Here is a 24,900-nt window from a genome sequence, read left to right as displayed (position 1 = left end):
TCAAGTCACTCCTCTATCGGGACGTAGTGCTTGGAAACATCTTCAGGACTCTGCAAAAGTAAATTCTCATCTGCTCCCGCACTCGGATTTTCGCCATCGAATTCCTCATCGATATTTACATAGCCATAGAGATTTGCTTCGAGGTTCCCCCAGGGGATGTTATTGATCAGGGAAGTCCTGATATAATCACTGACATCCTCCGACTGATCAACAAACCCTACTGAGATGGTATACCTCTTCGATCCCACGCTTTTTGCTACGCCAAATAAATCATAGAGATTCTGGCTGTATCGGCTGACTTGAGGTTCACCCTCCGTTTTGATAGCGGCAACGATGACGACCCTGAAATCCTTTTCGTCTTTCATATATTCATCGAATGGCATGCTGGCCATGGAAGCGTCGTATTTCCTTGGAGAAATTTGCAGCAGTACTTTGTACGGGCTTCCTTTAGGAAGTTTTTCCTCGATCTCAGGCTCCAGTTCCGCTTTTAACTCCTCCGCCCACTTGGCAACGACATAATTATCATTGATGACATCCTTATCCTTCGCATCCTCTTGTGCCAGGAAAACCAAATCTGGATTTCCTTCAGGATGAACAGTCAGCTTATCTTTGCCGTACATCTGCGCCAGCATCTTGCTGCCTTTCTTCACGCCCTCAACTGAGAATTTCTGGTTATACTTTTTTTCCAAATGCACAATAACCTTGTTCTCTGAATTCATGCAACCCGCTCCTCCCACGATTGTAAATGCTGCCATGATCGTCAGCATTAGCCTCCTAGACAATGTCTTCACTTCCTTTTTTGCTGTTTCCCGTAAACTTCCGGCAGTCAAGTCCATCAACCTTTTATCAAAACTTTGTTGCTTTGCAAATGGCAGTTGAATTCATCTGCAGCTGATCTCTTTCTGCGGGGCTGCTGTCGCCTTCCCCGCCGGATGAGAGCCTGCTGCTGGGCACCACCTGTCCTTCTGACCCGCCAGATTAGAGCCTGCTGGGCATCTTCTGTCCTTCTGACCCGCCGGATGAGAGCCTGCTGGGCATCACCTGTCCCTCTGACCCGCCAGATGAGAGCCTGCTGGGCACCCACCTGTCCTTCTGACCCCCCGGATGAGAGCCTGCTGGGCATCTCCTGTCCTTCTGACCCCCCGGATGAGAGCCTGCTGGGCATCTCCTGTCCCTCTGACCCGCTGGAGTTTCCTACTTTCTGTTCCACTCCACACATTTCCATCCTTGCGTATGTTTACCAAAAACTTTTTTAGCAAAGAGCCTGAAAAATGGTTTTCTAAATTAACATCAGCTTCGCTCCATTGGCCAGGCCGACTTCTTCAACTGTCTGGTTGATGTTGAGGATCGTGCCGGTTTTGCGGTCGCAGAGGATGGTATCCGCTGTCGCTTTGAAATACCCCTCTGATAGTTCTGTCATCGTGCCGGAAAGCAGGTAGATAACCTCATGAAGCTTGCTTTGGGGCGGCAGGAAGACATCGTATGCCTTTTCCGAGGCAGGAATGTATACCTCGACGAGTACTTTATCCATGGAACGCTACCTCCTCTTCCATGGTTTCGATGGAGGTCAGCAGCTTGGCGAGCGTTGGCTTTCCTTTTGTGACGACGTAGCCGAAGCCATGCGGGATTTCCTGGTACATGTCATTTGTCACTTTGCCGACTTTCATGACGTACTGGTCGGTAATCCCGTTGCCGACCCAGATAAAATCGCTGAGCGAGACTTGCTGTTTGAACCAAGGCTCAAAAGAAACGGAGCTTAACTTATCTATGCTGTCCGAAATGATCAGGTTGACATTCAGGCCATTTCCTCTTTCAAGGAAGACCTTCAGCTTATCCTGGCCATCCGGCGATAAATACATCATGACGTCCGTGAAAGAATCAATGATGCATGTAATGTTTCCATATACCGGCGGCTGTTCGCCGGCTTCGATTGCATCTTTTGTTGTGTTGTTCCTGTGGACAAGCTCGTTGAACAGGTAGATGATGGTTTCCTCAAGATCGGCTGCATCGGCTATATACTTATACTCCAGCCTGCTCCCAGCCTTGAAATGCCCGTTCGGGTCCATGACAATCAATTCTTTGCCTTCCCCGGCGCTGAATAATTCAGCGAGCCCTTGCATGAAGCTTGAGCACTGGTCATTTTGCATAGCCGTGACGATGTTGAAATAGGAGCTGAGGAAATCAAATCGTGCGATTTTCAGCGAATCCTTCTCGACACCCACTGGCACCCTGTTGCTGTTCATTTTCCTTGCTTCATCACGCAGGTAATCAAGATCGACTTTTTCAGGAAGGATCGGCACCCTTACTGCGGCAGGCTGTGTCCATTCATCGCGAATCCGTTTGCAATAATCCGTGATGAATGTATACATATTGTCAATCTTGTTTGTAATATGGGCGGTCTGGAATTCATATGTTGTATCTGCTTTGAAAATTCCGCGGCCCTTGGATTTAGAAGGATACACTCCATCGACATTCCCAAGTACTCCGGAGTATTCCGTCTGGTCATTCAACTGGAGGACATACAGCTGCTTGAAGTTCTGCAGCAGCCTGTAGCGGATCGCTCCCGTATTGATGGCCGAGACAATGAAGTAGATCCCATACTTCAAGCCTTCCCTGGTGAGGAATGACACGCCTTCTTCAAGATCTTCGTATATTTCGGAAAAAGCTGCGTAATTGTGGATCACGACAATCAAGGCAGGCAGGCTTTCGCCAGACATTTCATTGTAAGTGGTAAAATCACCGCCATAATTCGACGTGACTTTTTTCCGGCGTTCGACTTCACCCGCCAGCATTTTGAACAGGTTGTTAATCTTTTCGCTTTCATGCGACAGCATCACATCCCCGACATGCGGCGCTTCGCGGAACCATGTCAGTGTTTCAGACCCGAAATCGAGCATATAAAAGTTCACTTCGTTCGGTGTGTGCTCCTCCATCAGGGAATAAATCATCGTGGTCAGGAACGTTGTTTTCCCGCTGCCCGCGATACCATAAATGACGGCGTTGCCTTCCTGTGAAATCGGCATCCTCATCACCATCTGCCTCTGGTTCGCCGGATCATCATACTCTCCGATGACCGGGTTCAGTTCAAAGCTATGCTGCGCAGGATTGTATTTCTTTTTCAAATCGTCAAGGTAGATCAATTCAGGAATTGGCTCAAGCCATAGCTGGCGTACTTTGATGTTTTCCTGTTTGGCCAGCTTCGCCAGATACTCCGTAATTTCATCGATTTGCTTAGGCGGGTTCTTGATAGCGGTCTTTCGCTTGTCAATGCGAGCGTTCTTGATGACGCGGCCAAGATCGTCGATGACCACAACGCTGTCATCTTTGTGCTTCTCGACCTTATCTGATGGGTAGTAAGGGGCTCCGGCCCATGCCGATTGCCCAAGCTCGAACAGTTCATTGAATCCAACCTGGAGATAGAATCGGCCAGTCTGCTTCAGTTCTGCCGCGTCCGGTCGTTTGATGACTTCCATGCTGTCTGCTTTTTCCTGTACCTTCAAACTGATCCTGAATTTACTGTTGCTCCAAATCTGATCGTCCACGACCCCAGACGGCTTCTGTGTCGCCAGGATCAAGTGGACGCCAAGGCTCCGGCCGATACGCGCGGCACTGACGAGCTGATCCATGAATTCTGGCTGCTGGGCCTTCAGCTCGGCAAATTCATCGGAAATGATGAACAGGTGCTGGAGCGGTTCTTTGACCATGCCCTCGCGGTACAGCTTCTGGTATTTGTAGATATCAATATTGCTCTGGTCAACGATCCGGCTTGTTTCGCTAAAAATCGCCTGTCGCCGTTTCAGTTCACTTTGGATCGAGATGAGCGAGCGATTGACAGCGGCACCGTCAAGGTTCGTGATTGTCCCCGCAAGGTGCGGCAGCTCTTCAAAAGCATTTGCCATCCCGCCGCCCTTATAGTCAATCAGGATAAAAGCCACCTCATCCGGATGATAGTTGACAGCTAGCGACAAAATGAATGTCATGATGAATTCACTTTTACCGGAACCAGTCATCCCGGCGATCAATCCATGCGGGCCATGATATTTTTCGTGCAAGTCGATTTTGAATGGTTCTCCCATCGTATCGACACCGATCTGGGTTTCAATCGTGCGCACCGGATTGTTTTCCTTCCATCTTGTCAGAGCATTCAGGTGTTCGATTTTCCCTACGCCAAACATTTCAAGGAATGTCAGCATATCAGGAAGGGTATAGGCTTTCTGCGATGTATTCAGCTGGATGTTCGCCAATTTCACGGCAAGCTCTTCAGCATCCTCATGTAAATAGATATCTGCATTGAAGCCTACATATCTTCCGGAAATGTCATCCTTGTCATAGATCTTTGAATAACTCTTATCCAGTTCTATGACATTCGTACATTCCTTCGGCAGGTTCTTCAGCTCATCGTAAAGGGCGATCAGGCTGAAACCGATATTTTTCTTTTCTTTTAAAAGCAGGTTCAGCATCTCGGCTTTTGACGCCAGGCTCTTGCTCATGGAAAACACGACATATTGCTGGGTGAGCTCATCCAGTTCTTCATCATCCAGCTCCTGGCGATACGTGATTTCTTTTTCAAAATAAGCGGAGAGCTCTTTTATTTCATTGGCATCCGTGGCAACGAAGCGAATCGTCTTTCCTTCATCCCACACATGCGGCAGCCACTTCACGAAATTCCAGGTGTCATTTTCAAATTCATCATAAATGAAGACGAGCTTGAGTTCATCGTAGCTATGTAAAGCAGTCAGCTGGAAGATCAAACCCTGGACAAAGCTTTTCACTTCTTCCCTCTTGCCAATGATTCCGCTTACCCGTTCTTCAGTCAGGTCGACCGTGACCGGGACTTCCTTCAAAATCTGCGGCTTTTCGACGATTTCGTACAGGGCGTCCTGCAGGTCATCATCCTCAAGCATGAATCGTTTCTCTGGATACTTGATTTCCGCATTCAGCGGCAGATCCCCGATCCCGAGCCGGACCTTCAGGAAATCGTTCTGCCCGAGGCCGCGTTCCCACAGGTTCCGCTGGCGCCTCTTGATCCTGGTCAGGCAGTTCTCGAGCGTGACATGGTTTTCAAGCAGGATCTCGCTCTGGTGCTTGCATTCCTCCTGGATGACCACTTTCATTTCCTCAAGGTATTTCCGGTATTTTTCCTGGCGGATGCCTTCTAGCTTGATCCTCCGCTTTTTTTCATATTTTTTCGTGAGGATCGGCCAGAGGACGGTCCCAAGCAGCATGCTGAATGACATGACGAGCATCGGCATCGCATGCATGATGTTGCCGCCCTGCGACATGACGTTGTTCAACAAGAGCAGGCCGGTGAGCAGAGAGGCCATCCCCATCGTGATGGACGGGCCAAGAAGCAGCATGAGCGGCGTCTCCTCCATGTTGGGCTGCTGCGGCGGCGGGTCGATTTTAATTGTCGCTTTTTCGATGTCGCGCTTGAAGCGGGGAGAGCGGTAAAATAGATTCGTATTCTCTTCTTCTGTATGGAATTCGTCAAGATCGACTTCTTCTTCAATGATGGGTTTTTCTGCGATGAAAGGATTAAATGCGTTGCGGTCAAGGAAGACGGATTTATGCGGATTATTCAAGGACAGCAAGCGGCCGTTAAAAATGATCTTCAAGCCCATGATGAAGATGACATCCCCAACTGCAAGCTTCTTATCCCTGATTTTCTCACCATTCACATATGTGCCATTCGAACTGTTGTAATCTTTGATTGTCGCCCCATTGCTGCTGTCAAATTCAATGACGCAGTGTGAACCGGAGACAAGTTTGTTCGAAAAACAAATCTGGCTGTCCTGGGAACGGCCGATCTTGATTGTATTCGCAGTCGCGATATGCTTCGTGTACTCGTTCCTGTCCGTTGTCTGCGGCTCAACATACAGAAGGGCTGACTGGTCTTTGTCCCGATAGATCGTATAGGTCTTGAATGGCTCAAGAAGCACCTTCGATTCAATTTCATTATGATGATTTTTCAAGAAGGCATGTTTATTCGATTTCAAATACCACTGGCCCTCATCACCTTCAATGGCCATCATATCAATCTGGTTGCCATCCTGGTCTTCTGTGTTCAATATGTATCTGCCGGTAATTCGATCAGGTAGCACTAAATCCAGCGCCCGTTCTCTGTCAAAAAGCGTGAGGATCAACTAATTCCCCTCCCTTGTCCGCACCTGGTCCTGCAGGTACTTCATAATAGTAATATATTCATTGTATGTATACTGAAAAACAAATAGCTTTTACTATTTTAGCGTGGAAGAGCTGCCGTTTCTTCCAACGTTCGAAACAGCACTAAATATATAAATATCTTACAATATCAGGCATTCACGTCAACCAGTTACCCCCTTAATTGGAAAAATAGGGAACATTGTCCTATTTTGGCTGCCGATGATTATGCGTAAAATGGTTTTAAGGTATAGGTCAATTTGAAAAAAAAGAAAAATCTGGTTCTTTTTACCCTTATTACTTCTTCCCAAACCCTGTTACCTATGTAAAATTTTTATTATTTTTTCATTAATTCTCCATTAAAAGATTGTGTGTTTTTCTGGAAATAATTACAATTCATTCATATAATCAAAGAATCTTATTTTTTCATAAGCAGGTGATCCGTATGAAAGTTGACGTAGGAGCAGCCATTTCCCAGGCAAACAGACTCAGCCAATACGCTTCCTCCCTGGATTCGATCAAAGGCAGGATGCTTGATTTCAAGGGAGATCTGAATCACGGGTGGAAAGCCAAGGAAATCACTCTTATAAACAACGCAATCGATAACATCAACAGGGAGATCTCCCAACTCCATGCTCTCCTTCTGAGGATTAGTCCCGATATTATCGAGGCCGCGTATGAAATCCGGAAAGAAGAGGAAGCAAGGGAAGCGGCGGAGCGTGCAGCCGCAGAGAAAGCGGCCGCTGAGAGGGAAGCAAGGCTGCAGAATATGAATTTGAGGTAAGGGCCAAGCGAAGTCTTGTCCCTCTTTCCATATGAAAAAGGCGGCAATCTCCGCTGATGACAAAGCAGAATTTTACCCCCTTTATTGGCGCTGCCCAGCTGTCTGATTCCTAGCTGGGCCTATTCACTTTTTGCTATTGGCCTTGATATCCTTTCCGCATTTTTAAGCGTTTTCAATGATCTTTCTCTTCATTTAACAGGTTCTTCTTCCCTTTCCTCTTTCCGATACTTCAGTTTTGTCGCTTCCCCGCCCCTTAAATGGCGGATCGATTTATGGTAATCAAGGATTTCTTTTACTTCATTTGCAAGGTCAGGGTTGATTTCAGGCAATCTTTCTGTCAGGTCTTTATGGACTGTACTTTTGGACACGCCAAACTCCTTCGCAATGACGCGAACTGTTTTCCTCGTCTCCACGATATACTTTCCAATCTTGATCGTTCTCTCTTTGATGTAATCGTGCACACCACTCGCCCTCCCTAAATTGGATGTGAGAAGTGTGAAATGAGACTCGCTTTTCAACATCGGCAAATACTGCATTCCGCAAACAAATCTCTATTGCGGCAGAAGGATGCCCTTCTGGGATTTACAAAGAATAATCATGTCCCCGGCTAAATCTCCATAGTCCTCAAACGACTCCTCACCTCAAACACTCTCTTTGTCAGGTTTGTAACATTTTATTAGCTTGGTTGAGGATATATGCACGAAAAGCATAATAGGGACAAGGTTCGGCAAAGATTTTCTGGAAAAAGCCATCAAATAGAGGAAAAACTTTCCTCTATATCCATTTCAAGGACATAAAACCAAACTTCCCTTCGAATCTATATTGGGGAGTTTATATTTTTTTTGGGGGAGATTGTTGTGACGTACAGACAGACAAGAAAACAGCGAATCCGTGAACAAAAACGGAGGGCAGCACTAAAGCGGAAAAGGCAGTTGCTTGGAGCCGTTCTGGCTGGTTCTGCTGCCACGGCTTTGCTGCTGGGGACAGGTACAAAAAAAGCGGGAGCCTGCAGTGCCATTTACACTGTACAAAAAGGCGATACGCTCTACAGCCTGGCGAAAAAATATGAGACAACCGTGGAAAAGCTGCAGATGGTCAATATGCTTACCTCTGATCGGATCAAAGTCGGCCAGCAGCTAGAGGTACCGGCCAGCGTAAATCAGCATGAAGCTGGGATCCACATTGTCCAGAAAGGCGATACTTTGTTCTCGCTAGCCAGGAAATACGGTATTTCAGTCAAGGAATTGAAAAAAGAGAACAAGCTTGTAAGCGATTCCATCTATATTGGACAGTCGTTGGAAGTCCCTGTCCACGGGCAAGACTTAAAGGTGGACCAATACACAGTCAAGCCTGGCGATACGCTATGGAGCCTAGCAAAACGCTTTGATGTAAAGGTGAAGGATCTGAAGGATGCAAACAAATTAACCAAAGATCTCGTCCTCATCGGCCAGCAGCTGACCATACCAGGCAAGATAAAATCGATGGAAGCCGTTATTTCAGGGGCTGCAGATAACTTCACAGTAGAATTCATCAACAATGGACAAGCAATCCCCTTAAAGGTTGCCTACGGTACCGCCAAAAATTACCAGGAAATGAAAGGTTCACAAGTACTGGTTTCTTATAAAAACGGCGCAGTCGTGAATATACATTAAAAAAGAACCCATCAGGGTTCTTTTTCTATGGGTAAGAATCATAGTGTTGTGCTGTTCCTTCCAATTCCAGGAATAAAGTTTAAGTTGGCAGCTGGATGATCAATCAGCGCAGCTGTCAATTTTAGGGATAAAGTATAAGGGTAACTACACCTCTGTCTTCGCCTTGCGGCTCGCCAATCGGCGAGTTTTCTTTATACTTTAAAAAATCACAAATTGGCAGCAGGGGGATCAGTCGGCGTAGCTGCCAATTTTAGGGATAAAGTATAAGGGCAACTACACCTCTGTCTTCGCCTTACGGCTCGCCAATCGGCGAGTTTTCTTTATACTTTAAAAAATCACAAATTGGCAGCAGGGGGATCAATCCGCGCAGCTGCCAATTTTAGGGATAAAGTATAAGGGCAACTACCCCTCTGTCTTCGCCTTGCGGCTCGCCAATCGGCGAGTTTTCTTTAAAATTGCAGGGCTCTGCTTTGGCTGTCGGTTGCTTTGATGAGTTCGCCCCAGGTTGTGAATCCTCTCGCTTTGAACTGCTGGAGAAGCTCGGTGAACAGATAAGCGGTGGTCAGGGCATCGCCGATCGCGCGGTGCCGGTCATAGATCCTCGTGCCGAAAGCCATTGCGTAACGTTCGAGGTCGCGCATATCGTAAGAGGGGGCAATGAAGCCGATCAGATCGAGTGTGTCAATCGTGAATAGCTTTTTCAATGACCTTTTTTCTCGTTTCAATTCACTTTTCAATACAAGCGTATCGAAGCTGACATAATGGCCGACAAGACAGACCGCTTCGCGCGATTCCACATAATCAAAGAAACTTGAAATGGCATCGGCTGCCTTTGGGGCTTCGGCTACCTGCTCGTTTGTAATCGAAGTAAGTTCGATTATTTCCCGAGAAATTTGTCGTTCCGGATTGACGTATGTCTGGAAACGATCGGATTCGATCACATGGTGGCCGTTGACCGGAACCGCGCCAATTTCGATCAGCCGGTCTGTTGCCGCCACCTGGAAGCCGGTCGTCTCGGTGTCGAACACGATGAAACATAACTCATCAATTGGCGTCGATAATGGAACTGTGTCGTATTTCAGTGAGCAGGAAATATTCTTGCGCTGGAAAAACATGCCCTCATCCTTTCTACATCGAGAACCTTGCAAATACTTGTCCCTGCAGTTCACGCATTGTCCGGAGGCTGAGAATCAATTCTTCCTTCTGCCTCGTTGACATCGTCGTGAAAATCAATACCGTGCTGCCATGATGCCACCTTTGCCGGATGTAGAGTTCAAGGACATGGCTGAATGCTTCCTTCAAATCCTCGGAGAATCCTTCGGTAAGAATCCCTTTTTCCTTTAACGCGTTAACTTTTTCAAGTGGGGTTCCATTTATCATACCGTAATAGAGCGATAGGATCTGGAGGCTATGATGGAATGGGAACAAGATTTCTTTTTTCATATCGATGCTTTTGCGGCCGAGCTTGAACAGCGCTTTGATCGGCTGGTCCAGGGACGGGATTTCCTGCTCCTTTTCCGCCTGTGCCATCCTGTATAAAAAAATCCGCGAACGATCAAGCAACTCGGCGATGCCCTCCTCGAACTCCCTGTGCAAGGAGGTGTCGCCCGAAACAAATCGATACGAGAAAAAATTCTGGGCAAGCAGCAGGTTATCGTTTGTCGATTGGAGCATCCATGATCGGACTCTGTCCTGCCACTGAAGCACGCTTCCCCTCCACCGCTGTTCGCTCGACATCATCAGCCCTTTGCAGCGTGCGTACCCTGCATGTTCCAGCTTGTTCGTGATTTCGGTTCCCAGCTTTTCAAAATACACATGATTCTCTGTCCCCCCATAGACGAGGAAATGATCCTGGTCAGTCAGCATGAATTGCTCGCCACGGCCGCTTGAGCCCATCAGGTAGAACGCGAACGGGGCTGGCTGCGTGAGTCCATTTTTCCGCAATGCCTCCACGGAAAGTTCCACAGCCCGGTTGATCAGGCGATCATACAGCCTGGTGATGATGCCCAGCAAGGTGATCACCGGCACCTGCTCCTTCAGAAGCGTCTCCGTTATGTCGTAAATGGCAGCTTTTACATCAGGCAGGGTTTCTTCATCAGCCTGCTCGATTTTCTTGATTGTCTTCATGACACTATCATTCTTTTTCCTGAGAAGATCTGTCAGGGTAACAATTCCATGGATTTCGCCATTGTCGACAACAGGCAGGTGCTTGATTCCTTTTAAAAGGATCTCGGAAAAAGCATCATAATAGTAGGCGAACCGCGAAATCGTGACGGGGTTTTTTGTCATCACCGCCTTTGATGCCTCCTGGTAGGTGAGGCCGCTCGCGACGACCCTCTCGACGATATCGCGTTCAGTGATGATGCCCATGAGTTCTTTCCCCTCAACTACAAGGACAGAGCTCGACCGGTTCTCTGCCATTATCTGGGCTGTTTCCTGGATTTTCGTTCCCGGATGGACGGATACTATTTTTTCCGTCATCAAATCCTGTACCCTTGTAAGGATCGTTTCACTCTGGCCCATCCCCTTTGCCATTTTCACCTGCTCTGCCAGCGATCCGTATACGTCCTTCAGGCGGATGGCGACCTGGGTCAGCAAATAATCATGGACACCCTGGTCATCCCATCTTTTCGCCAGGACGGAAAAAGGGATGAGCAGCGCTTTGACTTCTTCGATTGCCCTCACATCGACGGTCGACTGTGACTTCTCCATTTTCGATAAGCCCAGGAATTCAGCCAGACTGGAAAAACCAACGATTTCCCCTTTTTGGATGACCTCGAGAACCTCTTCGTATCCATCTCCATTTTTAACAAAGACTTCCGCGATTCCTTCCATTATCAGCAAAAGTCCCTGGCGTGGCGTGTCTGCCCGGAGCATCATTTCTTTTCCTGAATAGGTGAGGATTTCACATTCCTCGACAAGGGAAAGGGCTGTGCTTTCGCCCACCCCCTGGAAAATCGGGTGGTACTGCACAGCCTGGATGATTTCCTTAAATTGCTTTTGTTCCATCTTCATTCATCCACACTTCGCCATTCTTATACACCATTTGTTCAGGATAGCGAAGGTCGAGTACTTCCTCCTGAATTTTTTGCGATGGTGCTTTCGTCGCCAGCGAAACAATGACGTTGGCGAGGATGGCGGCTGTTGCGCCAAACACTCCCGCTCCGGTATCGATGATGCCAAGGATTGTGAAGCCGCCGTATTTTGCGGCGAAGATGTAGCCGAGCGTAACGGCAAGGCCGACCAGCAGGCCTGCAATGACCCCCTGGGAATTCGATCGTTTCCACCAGACACCGAGTACGAGCGCCGGGAAGAAAGTTCCGGTCGCAAGCGCGAATGCCCAGGCAACGATTTGCGTGATCGCTCCTGGAGGATTAAGGGCGATGATCCCAGCAAGCAATGTTGCGACGACAATAGATATCCGCGCGACATTCAGGCGCGTTTTTTCCGTGGCATCAGGCTTCAGGACGCGGTAGTATATGTCATGCGCAAAAGAGGAAGAAATCGCGATCATCAATCCGCCAGCCGTGGACAGGGCAGCCGCCATCGCACCTGCGGCGACAAGCCCGATGACAAAAATGCCAAGATTGGCGATTTCCGGTGTAGCCATGACAACGATATCGTTGGAAATGATCAATTCATTCCATTGCAGCACGCCATCGCCATTGCCATCAGCCAGCTGAAGCTTCCCGGTATCGACCCATGTTTTTGTCCAGGAAGGAAGCTCGGTTATTTTGCTGCCGGCAACCTTCGTCATCAAGATGAAACGGGAAAACGCCGCATAAGCCGGTGCCGAAAGGTAAAGCAAACCAATGAACAGGAGCGCCCATGCACCAGACCAGCGGGCAGCCTTCATCGTTGAAACCGTGTAAAAACGGACGATGACATGCGGAAGGCCCGCGGTCCCTGCCATCAAGGTGAACATCAAGGCAAGGAACTGCCACTTTGTCCCGTTCGTGAATGGAGCGAAGTATTCAGAGATCCCGAGTTCGCGGTCAAGCTCACCCATTTTTCCGACAAGCTCGCCATACGAAAGCCATGGCAGAGGGTTGTTCGTGATCTGCAGGGACATGAAGATCACCGGTATCAAGTAGGCAAGGATCAAGATGATATACTGGGCAACCTGTGTCCAGGTAATGCCCTTCATGCCGCCGAACGCAGCGTAGAATGCGATCAGCACGACGCCGATCATCGTGCCGAGCTTCGCATCGATCTCGAACAGACGGCCGATGACAACCCCTGACCCGGACAGCTGGCCAATCGAATAGGTAAAGCTGATGATGATCGTGCAGACTGCGGCGATGATGCGTGCGGTATGGCTGTTGAAACGGTCGCCGATGAATTCAGGCACCGTGTAGCGCCCATACTTCCTCAGCTGCGGTGCAAGCAGGAACGTCAATAGCAGATAACCGCCTGTCCATCCCATAATATAGGCAAGTCCATCATAACCGAGCAGCATGATCGTACCCGCCATCCCGATGAACGATGCCGCGCTCATCCAGTCAGCACCGATGGCCATTCCATTGAATATTGGCGGAACGCCGCGGCCCGCAACATAGAAATCCGAAGTCGCTTTCGCTTTATTATAGAGAGCTATTCCAATATACAAAGCGAATGTCGCTAAAATGATAGATAATGAGACCAAGAATTGTGTATCCAAAGTTCTCCCCCTTTATTTAACTGCTCCTTTTGACCCCTCGTTGGCGCTTTTGCGCCTTTTTTTACATTTTCTTTACGTCCTTTAATGGTCGACTGTTTTCCCCTCGCTCAGTCTGATATTCGCCGTTTCATCGATGCCGTACTTTTTGTCAATTCCATCGCTGACTTTCGCATTGACAAACAGCAGGATGATGAAGGTAATGACCGCCCCCTGTGCCCCCATGAAATAGTGGAACGGGAAACCGCCAATCGACAATTTGCTGAACGGCTTAGCGAGCAGGACTACCCCGAACGAAACGAGGAACCAGATAGCCAGGTAAATGAACATGTAGCGTGTTTTTTCCCGGAAATATGAATCTGCGACTGCCTTATCAATTTTCTTCAAACATTACACCCCTTTGTGAATTGCTTATCCCCTTTGGAATTCCCGACACGGCATTTTTAAAGTCCTATATTGTAAAACTTCCACTCCCTTTATGAGAATTTGTATTATATGAACTTTGCCAGGGCAAAGCCAATACCATTGCAGTCTTGATGGGAAAATCTTGGGTGAGGTGCGGATTATTCAAATGTGGACGCAAAGAACGTGACTATCAGGATAATCAGCCGAGGCTGAAGATGAATTTGACCGTATCAAAAAATGGAGCGGGCACCTTGATGATTTCGACGAGGAAATAAAGAAAAATGCTGATGAATGGAAGGGCGAGGAAGATCAGCTTGTTTCGCCTCAATCCGAGAAACAGACTGACTCCAGTAATAACCATCAAGCCTATAAGTATAATCAATGTCATTCCCCCATCTTTGGTTTGTATTATTGGCCGGTCCTAATTTAACTAAATCTTTAGAAAATTTTTAATTTCATTATCCATATAATGACCATGCAGGTCAAGATGTTAATTTAGCTAATTGTAATCGCTTTCTATGTCGATTTTTTTCCGGCAGGTGACTTTCGCATTAGAAAACTAGGAGGTTTTTGGCTTGTTCGAGGGGGAGGGGAGATGTCGAAAAAAAATTAAAATGAAACATTACTTTAGTTAGGAGTGGCAGGCACGAAGTCTCCGGCGGAAGGTAGGGGCATGGGTAGACCCCGGGACGCAGAGTGCCGAGGAGGCTAGCGAAAAAGGAAGTGTCTTGAGCGGAAAACCGACAATCAAAATCAACACAGCCATAACGAAAAAGGAACGCAGGTGAATTCCATGCGCTCCTTCTTTTATAAAGTGTATAAGCGGCCGACGGACCTGCCCGCAGCCTGCGATATCCTATAGACCGGGCTAAAGCTTCTTTGATGGAGAGAGCCTCCGGCTTCCTTCAGCTGGCACTCCAAGCATCACTTCGAGTGCCAGGATTCCACCCTGGCCGGACTTTCATCTCAATCCTGTTTGTTCATCTTGTAAAAACCCTTCACCCGGTCAACGACTTCCTTCGAGCCGGAGTCTTCTACCATCATCGAGACGATCATATCGGGCGACTCTGGATTGTAGGCGACGAACCAGCCAAGGTCCTTCCCTTTTTCGCCCTGCTTTTCCTTGATTTCTGCTGTTCCGGTTTTACCCGCAAGCGGCAGTTCAGCCATCTGGGCGTTATGGGCAGTGCCTTTTGGGTCGGTGACGACTTTCCTCAGCATGCTGTTGAGTGCTGCGGCATTTTCCTTGCTGACGACGCCTTCCTTCCATACCTGGCCTTGTTTATCATCCTTTTTGAGGACCGGCTTGATCAGGTTGCCATTATTGACTAAAGGTGTATAGGCTGCGGCTAAATGCAAGATGTTCATCTCCACCTGTCCCTGTCCATAGCCTGAATCCGCCACCCGCATTTCGCTGTCAAGCTTGCCGATTTGGGATGCTTCCATTGGATACAGGTATTCGGGCTGGTCTTCGAAACCGAACTTTTTCAAGCCTTCGGCAAATGTATTCGTCCCCATTTGCAGCGCTGCCATCGCAAAGTAAATATTATCCGAATAAACAAGCGCTTTTTCCAGGTCAATGTTCCCGACGACATTGGAATATCTTGTGACCTTGTATTCCCCCCACGATGCATCCTTTTGCCACTGTTTATCAATAATTTTATACGCTGTATCGAGCTTGAGTTTGCCGCTTTCCAGGCCGATTGCCGCGGTGATCGGCTTGATTACTGAACCTGGGACATACGTAAGCTTGAACCTGTTCAGGAACGGCTGAAGCGGATTCTTTTCCAATTCCTCACGCTTGTTTTGCGAGATCCCAAGCGCCATGGCGTTCGGGTCAAAACCTGGCGCGCTGACTAATGCCAGCGTTTCGCCTGTTGTCGGATGAAGTGCTGCCGCCATGCCAGCTTCTCCCTTCAGCTGGTCATACAGCTGCTGCTGGGCAACTACGTCGATTGTCAGCTGGACATCCTGTCCATCCTCTACCGGTTTTTCAGCAAGGATTTTTTCGGTTCCGTCCTTCTTGACGATGGAAATCCTGACTCCATTGGTCCCTTTTAATTGATCTTCGAGAACCTGTTCGAGTCCGCGGCGCCCAATCATATCATTGGCCGTATAGCCTTTGCCCTCCAATTTTTCCAGATCATCCGCCGTTACCGGGCCGATATAGCCAATCAAATGGGAAAGGGCTTCCCCATATGGATATTCACGGGCATCGGCCTTTTTGTTCGTGACTCCGTCAAGCGCAAACAGCTTTTCATGAAGCGCTTTATCCGTGCTCGAAATCTTTTTCAGCGGCACGAAATACTCCGGTTTTACCCAGCTGGCATTCATTGCTTTATTGATCTGGTCTGCCGGCATGTCAAGCAGTTCAGCTAGTTTGGTGATTGTCTGCGCTTTTTGCCCGCCCAGTTGGCCCGGCACCACACCAATCTCCAGTGCGGTTCCGTTAATGGCAAGCCCGTTTCCAGCGCGGTCGAGTATTTGCCCCCGTTGGGCTTTCACGTTTTTAAAGTTGATTTTATCCCCCTTTTCAAGGTCGGGAAAAATATAAGTCGGATTCCAGTCAAGATACCAGTTGTCTTTGCCATCCCGCTCCTCTTTTATAAAAGCGGCTTTATGGTCAAATTCAATCGGGCCGCCCACACTGTCCATTTTTACCGAAAACGGCAGGCTGGCCTTTTCTTCTTTCCTCTTCTTCTCTTCATCAGGCTTTTTGTAGCTGACTTTCAGGTTTTGAATCTCCAAATCTTTGTAAATTTTATTATAACGGCTGACAAATTCATCTTTGGTGACAGAATCCTTCGCTTCCTTTGATAAATAACCATACATCTCTTCGAAATTCTGGTCGTTCCATAACTTTACATACTGCGCGAACCGTTCCTCAGGCGCCGGCTCCTTGCTGCAGCCTGCAATGCCGGCCGCAACCAGGGCGGACAATATAAAAAGCAATAGCTTTTTCATATGTAACCCCTCCTCCCGTTTGATTTTACCATAGATTTACTGCATCCCAAATGGAAAAGACCAGCTCCCGCGGTTCAGTTTTTTTATCAATTGTGCGCTTATCTGGAAAATTGAAGGACTGATTCGGAGTGGACCAAGTGTGGGTGCTTTGCACTCCGTTTGCCTTGATTCTGGTTTTGATCCGGAGCGAGGTGAACCCAGCGAGTAAAACGGTTATTTGGGGAGGGAGAAACTCAATGGGGGAAAGCGTGGATTCTAGAGGGTTGATCCCAGGGTTCCACCTATCACGTGGTATAGCGTTCGTTCGGAAAGGGCGGAACACCATCGAGGCAATGCGTTCTCATGCAATGTGGCAGAGCACCACCGAGGCAATGCGTTCTCATGCAATGCGGCAGAGCACCATCGGGGCAATGCGTTAAAATAAGAAAATCCGCGCTGGTTGCCAGGCGGATCGAACATTTAGATTGTATTATGAGTTGCTTGAAGTGTCGGAGTCAGTAGAAGTGTCTGTATCTTCGTCTGCTTCCTTGTCACCATCAGCATCTTTCTTGTTATCTGTGTCTTCTTTTTCTCCATTGTCTTCAGCAGGTTTGCTTTTTTCCGGTGCTGTTTTTTCAGCGCCTTCCTCGTTGGAGCCTTCTTCATCAGACGCTCCTTCTTCGGACTTTCCTGCATCTGAATCGGATGCTGGCTTTTCCTCGGTGATCTTAGCTTCTTGCAGTGCGCTCAATGGCTTGTTGAAGTACTCATGCGGGTTGACTGGGACATTGTCTTTCCGGATTTCAAAGTGTACATGATTGCCAGCTTTTTCATTGATCTGGCTTGTACCAGAAGTCGCGATGGCTTGTCCTTGCTCAACCTGGTCGCCAACCTTCACTTGGTAGTCTTTTACTGACTGATATTGTGTTACAATACCTTTGTCGTGTTCAATTTCGATGACATTTCCAAGCAATTCATCTTCCATGACATTTGTGACAGTTCCACTGAGTGACGCAACAACATCAAACTCCTTGCCGTCTTTTGAAGAGATGTCGATTCCAGTGTTCGGATGGTACGTATTATTATAGAACACTAGAGCGGCTTCCTGCTCTTCTGCTTTGCCGTCATTATCATAGAATCCCATTTGGATGACAGCTTCGTCTTCATTCGCAACTGGCATAACGAAGTTCTCCATCGCGCGGTTCACTTCAAGTGCTGGCTCATCGTTGAACTGTTTGCCAGGCATGTCAGACGCTTTATATTCAAGCTGGTCTGAACCGTTACTACCGCTATTTTGATACCAGAGAACACCAGTTAGAATGATTGCGGCACTAGCAATATAAACTGTTGGGTACACCCACCGCTTTTTGAAAAAGCGTTTCATACTTTTGTCTTGAGAAGATTTTTTTTCTTCCTCTCTCATTTTCATCACCTCAGCAATCAGTCTGAACAGATGCGAAAAAATATATACATAGAGTTGGAAAAATTTTTACTGCTTATTTTTCGACAATGAGGAAGATTTTATGCAAAAAAGTTTGGATAGGATCTTTTGGGTCCCGCCATTTCCTGCTTTTCGCTCTGGGAGATTGTTTTTGCGTCATCGATCATATCTTAGATGCCACTGCGGATGTGGCGCCAATTTTACCGTTAAGTGAGGGTTTATTGTGAAAAGATTATTGGTTTTCGTATTGCGTATTTTGCCTTTTGCCTACATGGCGGCAATCTGGATCATGTCCAGCCTGCCGGATACCGCTGTGATCGAGCTCCCGGACCGGGGTGTAGATCGTTTCCTGAAAGAGTCGCTTCATTTAGTAGAGTTCGGGATTTTATACGTGCTGTTCTTTCTGGGGGCGCTGACGGTGCGGGGCTTTATGCCGTTATGGAGTTTTGTGTTCATGGGCGTGTCGATCCTGTACGGCCTGCTTGATGAGGTCCACCAGAGCTTTGTCCCATACCGGTCGGCAACAGTTATTGATTTCGTGAAAGATGTCATTGGAGTGTTGGCGGCATCTCATTTCCTGCACCACGCTTACTTCAGCGGGAAATTCGCGCGGCTTGGGAGGGTGCTGCAGAGGATTGAGGAGCGGGTGAGAGAATAAGATTCCCTGGAAGCAGGGAAGCGAAGCATTTTTGAAGTAAGCGTTGGATTCGCTTGCTTTTTTGCGGTTTGAAGGAATGAATTTGGTGCCACAAGGATTAAATTGCTCCTAACTGGGATTATATGCGCTTCAACTGGGATTATATTACTCCTAACTGGGATTATATGCTCCTAACTGGGATTATATTCACTCCAACTGGGATTATCGTCACTCCAACTGGGATTATATGCGCTTCAACTGGGATTATATTACTCCTAACTGGGATTATACGCTCCTAACGGGGTTATCTTCACTCCAACTGGGATTATATGCGCTTCAACTGGGATTATCTCCACTCCAACTGGGATTATATGCGCTTCAACTGGGATTATATTACTCCTAACTGGGATTATACACTCCTAACGGGGTTATCTTCACTCCAACTGGGATTATATGCGCTTCAACTGGGGTTATATTCACTCCAACTGGGATTATATTCACTCCAACCGGGATTATATTCACTCCAACTGGGATTATCTCCACTCCAACTGGGATTATCTCCACTTCAACTGGGATTATATGCTCCTAACTGGGATTATCTCCACTTCAACTGGGATTATATGCTCCTAACTGGGATTATATTCACTCCAACTGGGATTATATGCGCTTCAACTGGGATTATATTACTCCTAACTGGGATTATACGCTCCTAACGGGGTTATCTTCACTCCAACTGGGATTATATGCGCTTCAACTGGGGTTATATTCACTCCAACTGGGATTATCTTCACTTCAACCGGGATTATATTCACTCCAACTGGGATTATCTTCACTTCAACTGGGATTATCTTCACTTCAACTGGGATTATATGCTCCTAACGGGATTATATTCACTCCAACCGGGATTATCTTCACTCCAACTGGGATTATCTTCACTCCAACTGGGATTATATTCACTCCAACCGGGATTATATTCACTCCAACTGGGATTATATTGCTCCTAACCGGGATAATACGCTCCTAACGGGATTACCGTCACTCCAACTGGGATTATCTTCACTCCAACTGGGATTATCTTCACTTCAACTGGGATTATATGCTCCTAACGGGATTATATTCACTCCAACTGGGATTATCGTCACTCTAATTAGGATTATCATTTTCATTTAAGAATTTAATTGCTATAAATATGTAAATCAGCAGGATTTTTTCTTCTTTTTGTCGAATTTTACTAGAATCATTAGAAAGGAAGTGATTGTTTGATTGCTAAAGAAAGAAACTATCCCATCCGGCTTCGAAAGTATGAAGCTCTGTTCAACCGTCTTGTTGAAAACCATCCTAAACTCTCTATTATTGAAGAGGATTACAAGGCTTGGCGTGCTGGTTACAAAGGCGAACTAAGCACCGATTACCGCCTAAGTTTTTTACCTGAAAAAGAGTACCTTATTTTCAGGGACCTGCGATTGGCAGATGATAAATGGTACTTTCAAATGGATACCCTCCTGTTGACTCCTCGTTACATCCTTCTTATTGAAACAAAAAACTACACAGGGACCCTTTATTTTGAAAATAACTCCAAACAAATGACCCAGACAAAAGATGAAAAGGATAAGGCTTATGATAATCCAATTCTCCAGGTGAAAATGCAAAAATGGCATTTGGAGAGATGGCTCGCAGAGAATAAATTTAAAATCCCTCCGATTTACTATCTCGTTACGATCAGTAACTCTTCAGCTATTATTAAAGTGAGCCACCCTAGCCTGCATAAGCTTGTGCTAAAAGGTGATACGTTGCTTGAACGAGTTCTTGAAACGAATGAAAGCAACAAGGAAGAAATCTTTTCTGAAAAAGATTTAAAGAAACTGCAAAAACTTTTTATTAAAAAGCAAGAACCTCTTTATCCAGACCTTCTGAAATTTTACTCACTCACTGAGGATGACATTCGGAATGGCGTACAATGTCCTGACTGTTCTTCGTTTGGCATGCAGCGAATGAAATGGAAATGGCAATGTCCTTCTTGTATGCACACATCTAAAAATGCCCATTATTCAGCAATCCTCGAATTCCTCCTTCTAATTAGTCCTACATTTACTAACCGCGAGTTAAGAAAATTCCTCCATGTGCCTTCTGTGAAGTCAACTTCCAGTATGGTTTCACATATGCACCTTCCGATGAAGGGCAACAAAAAAGGCCGCACCTACCACATGCCGCCCGATATCGAGGCTTTTTTCCAGCTCGCGAAAAAATAACAAATTACGCCCGCCACTCCAGACGCGCTAAAAAGCCAGGGCGGTTTTTGCCCTGGCCAACAATTCAGGTTTTGGGTTTGGATACTAATAAGTACAAATCTATGGCAGTTTCTGCTTCCAGCACTCCTGCTTTCAAGTATTCCCGTGCCCATGCTCGCCCAACGTTTCGTGCCAGCGCTCAAGCTCCCCGCCCCTATTTCCTCGCAGTGACCTTGGTCAGCATGTTCTCGGCGGAGCTGATTTGGACGCCTTTGTAGTAGTGCTGGACGATGTCTTTGTAGGTTTTGCCTTCGGTGGCCATGCCGTTTGCGCCGTATTGGCTCATGCCGACGCCGTGGCCGAAGCCTTTTGTGCTGATGATGATGTTCTTCCCTCTGGCTTCCCAGGAGAAATCGCTTGAGCGCAGTCCAAGTTTGTCACGGACTTCTTTTCCGCTGAGGACCTTGCCGCCGATCTCGATTTTGCCGACCCGGTTTCCGGCTGTCCGTGAGACGACCTTGCCGATAGCTGAAGAGCCTGAAAGCTTGACTCCAAGCTTCGACTCGAATTCACTGACCGGAACAACCATCTTGTTAGTGAATTTTGGAGACTTCCGGTCCCAGGGGCTTTCCACACTGCGAAGGTAGGGAAACGCATTGTCCCAGTATTCCTCTGAATTCTCCGTGAATCCATTGCTTGTTGAAAAAAATGTGGCATCGATTGGGGCTCCGTCATAGGTCAACACCTGGCCATCGGTCGCCTTTACCGCTTCTGCGACCTTTTTGATTTTCCATTTATAGTCCACGCCCCAGAGCTTTTTCAGCTCTTCTTTATTTTTGAATACCTGGTGGATTTCTGTATCATTCAGTTGCGCTCCTTCTGGAACGCCAACTTTGTTTGGACTCATCATTTGTTTCACATAATAGGTCCTTGCTGACAGGGCCTGCGCCTTCAGGGCTTCAAGTTCGAATTCAGCTGGCATTTCAGCTGCCACGACACCGATTAAATACTCATTAAGTGGAAGCTTCTCCGTTTTGGACAATGCTGTCCGGTATACAGCAACCTCCACTGCGGAATCTGCGGATGGGGCGGCAGCTGCTGGTTTTGTTTCTCCCTGAAGGTCTTCTCCCAGCTTTCCGCCTGCCTTCTCGTCCATGAATGGGAGGACCAGCATCGTCGGGATCAGGAGAGTGACTGTGAATAGAATGGCGCCTAGTACGATGAAAGGTTTAAATTTTAACATAGAAAAAGCCTCCAATATGAAATTGATACGGTCAATTCCATCTTATGGAGGCCGACAGGCATTTATGACTTGTATTTGAAAATGCACGCATTTCCCGGAAAATAATGTGCTTGAACATTTTTTCTCTAACAACCAAAAAACCGCAGAACCATACTAATAGCACAATTCTCCGGTTTTGGTATTCATGCATTTAGGTCAGAAACAAGTTTCTCTGCTGATGGCACTTCTTCCACTTCATTGACACGTTCAATGTCTGCTCCGAGTGCTCCCAGCTTCTGGTGGAAATTCACGTAACCGCGGTCAAGATGATACAATTCCGTTACGCGAGTCACTCCATCAGCGACAAGGCCAGTCAGGATCAAGGAAGCTGCAGCACGCAAGTCTGTAGCTGCCACTTCGGCTCCTTGAAGATCGGATGGTCCGTTCATGATGACGGAACGTCCATCGATTTTGATGCTGGCGTTCATGCGGCGGAATTCCTCGACATGCATAAAGCGGTTTTCGAAGACCGTTTCCGTGATCATACTTGTGCCTTCCGCGCGCAAAAGCAGTGCCATCATCTGGGATTGCATATCCGTTGGGAATCCAGGGTGCGGCATTGTCTTGATATCGACTGCTTTCAGCTTTTCAGGGCCAATGACACGCAGTCCTTCTTCTTCCTCGACGATAGTGACGCCCATTTCTTCCATTTTTGCGACCAATGAAGTCAGGTGCTCAGGGACTGCGCCTTTTACAAGTACATCTCCGCCAGTGATTGCAGCTGCAACCATGAAGGTTCCTGCTTCGATCCGGTCGGGGATGATGTTATGTTCAGCACCAAACAGCATTTCGACCCCATCGATCCGGATTGTGCCTGTACCCGCACCCCTTACTTTCGCTCCCATTTTGTTAAGGAAGTTGGCAAGGTCGACTATTTCAGGTTCTTTTGCGACGTTTTCAATGGTCGTTGTACCTTTAGCAAGTACTGCGGCCATCATGATATTTTCCGTAGCGCCTACACTCGGGAAATCAAGATAAATTTTTGCGCCGTGCAGGCCGTTTTCAGCTTCGGCTTCAATGAAGCCGTTGCCCACCTTCACTGTCGCACCCATTGCTTCAAAGCCTTTGAGGTGCTGGTCAATCGGACGGGAACCGATTGCGCAGCCGCCAGGCAATGCGACGCGCGCACGGCCATTCCTTGCAAGCAATGATCCCATTACTAATACAGAAGCTCGCATTTTACGTACATATTCAAATGGGGCTTCAATTTTTAACTCTCTGGATGCATCTACTGTTATTGTATTATTTTCAAACTCCACTGTGGCGTTTAATGATCGTAATACTTCATTGATGGTATATACATCGGAGAGAGTTGGCACATCACGAATTACGCTTTTTCCATCACTTGCTAATAATGATGCGGCAATAACAGGCAAAACGGCATTCTTAGCTCCTTCAACCTTAACAGAACCGCTCAGCCTTCGTCCGCCGCGGACAATGATTTTTTCCAAGAGTATTCCCCTCCGCGTCCAATTTCTCTATATTAATATTCAATCGTTATGATGGGTGTGCCAACTACCAGGGTAGTCTTTGCGCCCAATCGTTCAGTTTTCCGTAATCCAAGCTGCATATTCATTTCATGTTCTTTGCTTAATGATTTGTTGAATAAAGGCGAAAATGCGGATACGGAGATGAATGAATCTTCTTCCAATCCTTCAATTTCCTTCGCGTTAAAAGCCTTTAACAATTCCTCTTTGAAAACAAACAAAGCCGAATCTATCTTATCACTGAGATCGCCTTCAATACAAGAGAAAGTTTCCACATTTCCTCGAAAAATGTCAAAAATTCTGCTTGGCAAATTTTCTTTCAAAAAAGCTGCTGTATTTTTATTCCAGGACTGACCTCTGACCTCATACATGAGATACGTTAGAGAGCGGCCATTTGTGTCCGTCGTGGCAATTCTAATATTTTCCTGCAGCTCTGATGTGGATGAAGTAGCGGTAATATTCCCATTGCTGTGAGACCACTTCCAATCAGGGAACTGGGCTTTTAGATCGTTGATAAGATCCTCGGCATTTTCCCTTTCGTTAATATTTACCAATGATTTTTTTGCATATAAAGACCAGCCAGTGATTAAAATATTTTCGTCCTGCAATACTGAAGCCAGAGTTTCAAGGTCCTGTTGCACATCAGCTACAGTCGTTTTATTCCCAGCTTGGATTGCAATAAAACCAATGAGGCCTAAAATTGATATCAATAACGAAAGCTTTTTCATTTTTTTCACTCTCCCCTTATTACCATTGTTACCAGGAGAGTGAAACAAATACTTTGGAATTCTCGTCACATTTTGACATTATTTCTGGTCAACTTATCCGGGTGTTCACTCCTTGTGAAAAAATAAACAAGCATTTGCAAAATAAATGCACACAAAAAGCATTTTACTCAATTATCTTCATTTTGAAAACATGTATGAAGACCTAATTTTTGCTTATTGAAAAATCATGGGCAGCTGCAGTGACCACTGAAGGTAATCAAGGAAAAAGTTGCTGACTGTTGCCCCTAGCGCAATCGAAGTCATTATGTATAAAACCCTTGCCTGGAATACATGATTCCCCCGCAGCAGCTTATCAAATTGAAGTGACTGGAGCGCCCACCATGCCAATGCGATAAACGCAAGATGCGAAATGATGCTGGTCAGTGCATATGGGCCCATTGCTGAAATCATTTGATGCCCTCCTTTTCCCACCTCTATTTTAGCATAAACCTGCTTCC

General features: G+C 46.9%; 20 protein-coding genes. 4 read left to right on the top strand and 16 right to left on the bottom strand.

Features of this window, described 5'->3' with window-relative positions:
- Nucleotides 1-5: 5 nt before the first annotated feature.
- The 4 genes from JJQ88_RS04035 to essC all read right to left on the bottom strand — a co-directional run bounded on the left by JJQ88_RS04035 (nucleotide 6) and on the right by essC (nucleotide 6,143).
- Entirely contained in the window at nucleotides 6-782 is a 777-nt protein-coding gene (locus tag JJQ88_RS04035; RefSeq protein WP_210364452.1) for a hypothetical protein, read from the bottom strand.
- A 53-nt stretch (nucleotides 783-835) separates the two neighbouring features.
- Nucleotides 836-1,210, bottom strand: coding sequence for a hypothetical protein (locus tag JJQ88_RS04030; protein WP_210364451.1), 375 nt, complete (start codon nucleotides 1,208-1,210; stop codon nucleotides 836-838).
- Nucleotides 1,211-1,279: 69 nt separating this feature from the next.
- Nucleotides 1,280-1,531 carry a methyltransferase gene (locus tag JJQ88_RS04025; RefSeq protein ID WP_210364450.1) on the bottom strand — a complete coding sequence of 84 codons (252 nt, stop codon included), beginning with the start codon at nucleotides 1,529-1,531 and terminating at the stop codon, nucleotides 1,280-1,282.
- The gene (gene essC / locus JJQ88_RS04020; protein ID WP_210364449.1) at nucleotides 1,524-6,143 is read right to left on the bottom strand and encodes a type VII secretion protein EssC; all 4,620 of its coding nucleotides are present in this window, start codon (nucleotides 6,141-6,143) and stop codon (nucleotides 1,524-1,526) included. Before essC ends, JJQ88_RS04025 begins: the two co-directional genes overlap by 8 nt.
- Nucleotides 6,144-6,604: 461 nt before the next feature.
- Here essC and JJQ88_RS04015 point away from each other — a divergent pair, with 461 nt between their 5' ends.
- A complete protein-coding gene (locus JJQ88_RS04015) occupies nucleotides 6,605-6,943 on the top strand; it encodes a hypothetical protein (RefSeq protein ID WP_210364448.1) in 339 nt (112 codons plus the stop codon).
- Between the two features lie 188 nt (nucleotides 6,944-7,131).
- Here the strand turns inward: JJQ88_RS04015 and spoIIID are convergent, their stop codons facing one another.
- Complete coding sequence (spoIIID, locus tag JJQ88_RS04010; protein ID WP_079506386.1) at nucleotides 7,132-7,404, bottom strand: sporulation transcriptional regulator SpoIIID; 273 nt, start codon at nucleotides 7,402-7,404, stop codon at nucleotides 7,132-7,134.
- Nucleotides 7,405-7,800: 396 nt separating this feature from the next.
- Between spoIIID and JJQ88_RS04005 the strand changes: the two genes are divergently transcribed.
- Nucleotides 7,801-8,595, top strand: a complete 795-nt coding sequence (locus tag JJQ88_RS04005) for a LysM peptidoglycan-binding domain-containing protein (RefSeq protein WP_210364447.1) — start codon at nucleotides 7,801-7,803, stop codon at nucleotides 8,593-8,595.
- Nucleotides 8,596-9,044: 449 nt separating this feature from the next.
- Here the strand turns inward: JJQ88_RS04005 and JJQ88_RS04000 are convergent, their stop codons facing one another.
- The 7 genes from JJQ88_RS04000 to spoIIQ all read right to left on the bottom strand — a co-directional run bounded on the left by JJQ88_RS04000 (nucleotide 9,045) and on the right by spoIIQ (nucleotide 18,023).
- A complete protein-coding gene (locus JJQ88_RS04000; RefSeq protein ID WP_210364446.1) occupies nucleotides 9,045-9,710 on the bottom strand; it encodes a 3'-5' exonuclease in 666 nt (221 codons plus the stop codon).
- A 13-nt stretch (nucleotides 9,711-9,723) separates the two neighbouring features.
- On the bottom strand, nucleotides 9,724-11,604 hold the full coding sequence (locus tag JJQ88_RS03995) for a DUF294 nucleotidyltransferase-like domain-containing protein (protein WP_210364445.1): 1,881 nt from the start codon (nucleotides 11,602-11,604) through the stop codon (nucleotides 9,724-9,726).
- Nucleotides 11,585-13,255, bottom strand: coding sequence for a sodium:solute symporter family protein (locus JJQ88_RS03990; RefSeq protein ID WP_210364444.1), 1,671 nt, complete (start codon nucleotides 13,253-13,255; stop codon nucleotides 11,585-11,587). Before JJQ88_RS03990 ends, JJQ88_RS03995 begins: the two co-directional genes overlap by 20 nt.
- An 81-nt stretch (nucleotides 13,256-13,336) precedes the next feature.
- Nucleotides 13,337-13,639: a DUF4212 domain-containing protein gene (locus JJQ88_RS03985; protein ID WP_210364443.1), complete on the bottom strand. Its 303-nt coding sequence runs from the start codon at nucleotides 13,637-13,639 to the stop codon at nucleotides 13,337-13,339.
- 217 nt (nucleotides 13,640-13,856) lie between these two features.
- Nucleotides 13,857-14,039, bottom strand: a complete 183-nt coding sequence (locus tag JJQ88_RS03980; protein ID WP_246860918.1) for a hypothetical protein — start codon at nucleotides 14,037-14,039, stop codon at nucleotides 13,857-13,859.
- A 584-nt stretch (nucleotides 14,040-14,623) separates the two neighbouring features.
- Entirely contained in the window at nucleotides 14,624-16,621 is a 1,998-nt protein-coding gene (locus tag JJQ88_RS03975) for a penicillin-binding transpeptidase domain-containing protein (protein WP_210364441.1), read from the bottom strand.
- A 469-nt stretch (nucleotides 16,622-17,090) separates the two neighbouring features.
- Nucleotides 17,091-18,023, bottom strand: a complete 933-nt coding sequence (gene spoIIQ / locus JJQ88_RS03970) for a stage II sporulation protein SpoIIQ (protein WP_210364440.1) — start codon at nucleotides 18,021-18,023, stop codon at nucleotides 17,091-17,093.
- Nucleotides 18,024-18,264: 241 nt separating this feature from the next.
- Here spoIIQ and JJQ88_RS03965 point away from each other — a divergent pair, with 241 nt between their 5' ends.
- Nucleotides 18,265-18,699, top strand: coding sequence for a VanZ family protein (locus JJQ88_RS03965; RefSeq protein WP_349237093.1), 435 nt, complete (start codon nucleotides 18,265-18,267; stop codon nucleotides 18,697-18,699).
- Between the two features lie 1,238 nt (nucleotides 18,700-19,937).
- Complete coding sequence (locus tag JJQ88_RS03960) at nucleotides 19,938-20,927, top strand: nuclease-related domain-containing protein (RefSeq protein WP_210364439.1); 990 nt, start codon at nucleotides 19,938-19,940, stop codon at nucleotides 20,925-20,927.
- Between the two features lie 193 nt (nucleotides 20,928-21,120).
- Here the strand turns inward: JJQ88_RS03960 and spoIID are convergent, their stop codons facing one another.
- The 4 genes from spoIID to JJQ88_RS03940 all read right to left on the bottom strand — a co-directional run bounded on the left by spoIID (nucleotide 21,121) and on the right by JJQ88_RS03940 (nucleotide 24,853).
- Nucleotides 21,121-22,149, bottom strand: coding sequence for a stage II sporulation protein D (gene spoIID, locus JJQ88_RS03955; RefSeq protein ID WP_210364438.1), 1,029 nt, complete (start codon nucleotides 22,147-22,149; stop codon nucleotides 21,121-21,123).
- A gap of 182 nt (nucleotides 22,150-22,331) precedes the next feature.
- Complete coding sequence (gene murA / locus JJQ88_RS03950; RefSeq protein WP_210364437.1) at nucleotides 22,332-23,639, bottom strand: UDP-N-acetylglucosamine 1-carboxyvinyltransferase; 1,308 nt, start codon at nucleotides 23,637-23,639, stop codon at nucleotides 22,332-22,334.
- A 32-nt stretch (nucleotides 23,640-23,671) separates the two neighbouring features.
- Nucleotides 23,672-24,403, bottom strand: a complete 732-nt coding sequence (locus JJQ88_RS03945; RefSeq protein ID WP_210364436.1) for a YwmB family TATA-box binding protein — start codon at nucleotides 24,401-24,403, stop codon at nucleotides 23,672-23,674.
- 213 nt (nucleotides 24,404-24,616) lie between these two features.
- Nucleotides 24,617-24,853: a DUF1146 family protein gene (locus JJQ88_RS03940; RefSeq protein ID WP_210364435.1), complete on the bottom strand. Its 237-nt coding sequence runs from the start codon at nucleotides 24,851-24,853 to the stop codon at nucleotides 24,617-24,619.
- Nucleotides 24,854-24,900: the final 47 nt, after the last annotated feature.

Origin of the sequence: Bacillus sp. REN3 (assembly GCF_017912555.1) — a bacterium.
Taxonomy (GTDB): Bacteria; Bacillota; Bacilli; order Bacillales; family Cytobacillaceae; genus Mesobacillus.
The sequence above is the reverse complement of the archived record's forward strand: the minus strand, read 5'-3'. Positions and strand labels throughout refer to the sequence as shown.

What these genes read in the sequence shown, in the direction of transcription:
- JJQ88_RS04025 (WP_210364450.1), bottom strand. Translation starts at nt 1,531, where the DNA reads ATGGATAAAGTACTCGTCGAGGTATACATTCCTGCCTCGGAAAAGGCA.
- JJQ88_RS04015 (WP_210364448.1), top strand. Translation starts at nt 6,605, where the DNA reads ATGAAAGTTGACGTAGGAGCAGCCATTTCCCAGGCAAACAGACTCAGC.
- JJQ88_RS04000 (WP_210364446.1), bottom strand. Translation starts at nt 9,710, where the DNA reads ATGTTTTTCCAGCGCAAGAATATTTCCTGCTCACTGAAATACGACACA.
- JJQ88_RS03995 (WP_210364445.1), bottom strand. Translation starts at nt 11,604, where the DNA reads ATGGAACAAAAGCAATTTAAGGAAATCATCCAGGCTGTGCAGTACCAC.
- JJQ88_RS03975 (WP_210364441.1), bottom strand. Translation starts at nt 16,621, where the DNA reads ATGAAAAAGCTATTGCTTTTTATATTGTCCGCCCTGGTTGCGGCCGGC.
- spoIIQ (WP_210364440.1), bottom strand. Translation starts at nt 18,023, where the DNA reads ATGAGAGAGGAAGAAAAAAAATCTTCTCAAGACAAAAGTATGAAACGC.
- spoIID (WP_210364438.1), bottom strand. Translation starts at nt 22,149, where the DNA reads ATGTTAAAATTTAAACCTTTCATCGTACTAGGCGCCATTCTATTCACA.
- JJQ88_RS03945 (WP_210364436.1), bottom strand. Translation starts at nt 24,403, where the DNA reads ATGAAAAAGCTTTCGTTATTGATATCAATTTTAGGCCTCATTGGTTTT.
- JJQ88_RS03940 (WP_210364435.1), bottom strand. Translation starts at nt 24,853, where the DNA reads ATGATTTCAGCAATGGGCCCATATGCACTGACCAGCATCATTTCGCAT.